Raw genomic sequence first — 2,226 nt, forward strand, 5'->3', positions numbered from 1 at the left:
GCTAACCTCGCCATCCGCGGTCGACTGCTCGGGCCGATAGCCACCGGCCAACTCGAGGCTGCCATCGCCCTGCAACCCGCGCTGCTCAGCATCAACGGCGGGGGCAATGACATCATGCGTCCCCGGGTCTCGATCGACTCGATAGCCGACCAGCTTCTTGAGGCGGTCGAGACAGCGCGGGGCGCTGGAATCCATGTGGTGTTGGCCAGCGGGGCCAACCCGACCCGTCACATCCCCCTCGGGCCCGCCATCGAGAAGCGGGGCAACCAGCTGGCCCGCGCCGTTGGCCAGCGCCTGCCGCGAGAGGGCGTCACCTGGGTCGACAACTGGGCCGATGCCGAGCTTGCCCGCCTGCACTACTGGTCGGTTGACAAGCTGCACTTGAATGCGGCCGGGCATGCGCGGGTTGCCGGTAACGTGCTCGCTGCCCTCGGCATCCCCATCCACTCCACCGCGGCGGTTGAGAATGATATTGCGCGCCCCCGAAACTCCGCCTACTGGCGTGAATATGTGCTGCCCTGGGTCGGTCGGCGGCTCACCGGCCGCTCTTCTGGAGACAACCGCGAGCCTAAGAGCGCGACCCTGCAGCCGGTCGTGCCAACGAGTCGGTAGTTGCGCGGCGCCCCTGTGCGGCCCCGGCGGACGCCCCCCCACTCAAATAGAATCACTACCACAGCCTGACCCCGTCGTTGTGGATGTCCCGACACCGCCTCGCTACGGTAGAACCCTTACCCAGCACTCCGAGGGGAATTTAGTACCGGCAGAACAACAATTTAAAGTGCGCCGGAGAATCGCCCGTGACTACGGCAATGTTTCGACCCGGCTCTTTCACGGTAGGTAAGTGTTCTACAGCCTCGAGTTAGAGTTCGCGCCAATCGGCAGCAGCCAAATGAAGGAGAATTTCGCTCGAGTGTGTGGTGAGCCCTGGAAACCAGGGACCCGGAGCGGGGTTGTCCTTCATTTGGTCGGCGACCGTGAGGCGGGCTGCGTGGGCGGCATCCTTCTAGCCGTCTCGGATTGCCGCGATGACCTGGTCGACGATCTCTCGGGCCTGCGACTCGGTCATTCCGTAGATGTGAGAGGCGGTGAGCAGCACCGCAATGTTGCTGGTCTTCGTGCCGGCGCGGCCATACGCCATTACCTGCTTTGCGGTCTCTCCGGGGCGTGCGCCGGGTGCCAGGTCATGTGCGGGCGTGAGCGTGAGCTCACGGCCGTCCCAGAATCATGGTCATTTTCGCTCCGGCCGTGCCGTCAGCATGCGGGAGATACCCAGGGCGAGTATCCCGAGCGCGGAAGAAACTATTGTGCGCAGGAACATGGTACAAATACCATCACCCTGAGCAGTCCATCGGCGCAAGAGAGCGACCATGGAACAGATCGTCAAGATTCGCGTTGCACGACGTCACATCGCAGCAGTGGTGATGCTCGCCCTGGTTGCCAGCGGGGCTGGCGTTTTCGCGCTGCCCGCAGCGTGGGGTGTAACCACTACTGTCCCGTTGAATCCCAGGAGTGCGGTCGCGCCTCCCACTGTCCTGATGGCCGCGGCCGGTAATCTCGCCGGCGGCGCTGCCGTAGTAAACCCGTCGCCCCCGAAGCATTTCTGGATATCAGGGTTCGATTCACCTTCCCAAACGGTCGCGTGGTCGGTGAGCAGCGTCACTGCCGCCAGTTACCACGTCGACGTGCTCGTCGACGGGCCTGTCGGCGCGACCTTCGCCGTGCAGGTCGACGGATCGTAGGCATTGCAGATCGTCAAATGAGGATGCCGCGTGGGTGCGCATCGACGCCGGCTCGATAGCCGTACCCGCAGGCACGAGCTCGATCACCATGAGCAGAATCAGCGGGGGAAACGGCACTGCCTCGATCAAGTCGATCGAACTGGTGTCGGCCGCTCCGTGGGCAGGATTCCAACAACGGGTCGCCGAATTCAAGCTGGCATCGTCTGCCACCCGCGATCAGTTCTCGAAATCGGGGCTCGGCCTGATGTTCCAGTACGGCCCGTGGTCGCACCCCTCGACGGGCGCTAATCCCGACATCGAGACCCACACCAACGCCTTCGACGTCAACGCCTTTGCCGACCTGGTGCAGAGCACCGGCGCCGGCCATGACATCTGGTCGGTCTCCTGGTGGACCTACCAGATGCAGGCACCCATCTCTTCCGTCGATGCTGTCGTAGGCAATGGGGCCCGCACGGCCACCCGGGATCTCATCGGCGCGCTCGCCGAT

4 protein-coding genes are annotated in these 2,226 nt (G+C 64.0%); 3 read left to right on the top strand and 1 reads right to left on the bottom strand.

What is annotated here, in order from left to right:
- Positions 1–612: SGNH/GDSL hydrolase family protein (locus RMN95_RS07140; protein ID WP_309616247.1), on the top strand; the 612-nt coding region annotated here is incomplete at its 5' end.
- Positions 613–1,003: 391 nt separating this feature from the next.
- On the opposite strand, the gene RMN95_RS07145 is transcribed toward RMN95_RS07140, so the two are convergent.
- Positions 1,004–1,138 (bottom strand): hypothetical protein, encoded by a 135-nt coding sequence (locus RMN95_RS07145; RefSeq protein ID WP_309616248.1) that lies wholly within the window; start codon positions 1,136–1,138, stop codon positions 1,004–1,006.
- Between the two features lie 229 nt (positions 1,139–1,367).
- Here RMN95_RS07145 and RMN95_RS07150 point away from each other — a divergent pair, with 229 nt between their 5' ends.
- Together RMN95_RS07150 and RMN95_RS07155 are read left to right on the top strand one after the other, a co-directional pair.
- Positions 1,368–1,739: a hypothetical protein gene (locus RMN95_RS07150; protein ID WP_309616249.1), complete on the top strand. Its 372-nt coding sequence runs from the start codon at positions 1,368–1,370 to the stop codon at positions 1,737–1,739.
- Between the two features lie 34 nt (positions 1,740–1,773).
- The coding region (locus RMN95_RS07155; RefSeq protein WP_309616250.1) for a hypothetical protein at positions 1,774–2,226 on the top strand (453 nt) is incomplete at its 3' end.

Source organism: Salinibacterium sp. (assembly GCF_031364185.1).
Taxonomy (GTDB): Bacteria; Actinomycetota; Actinomycetes; order Actinomycetales; family Microbacteriaceae; genus Rhodoglobus.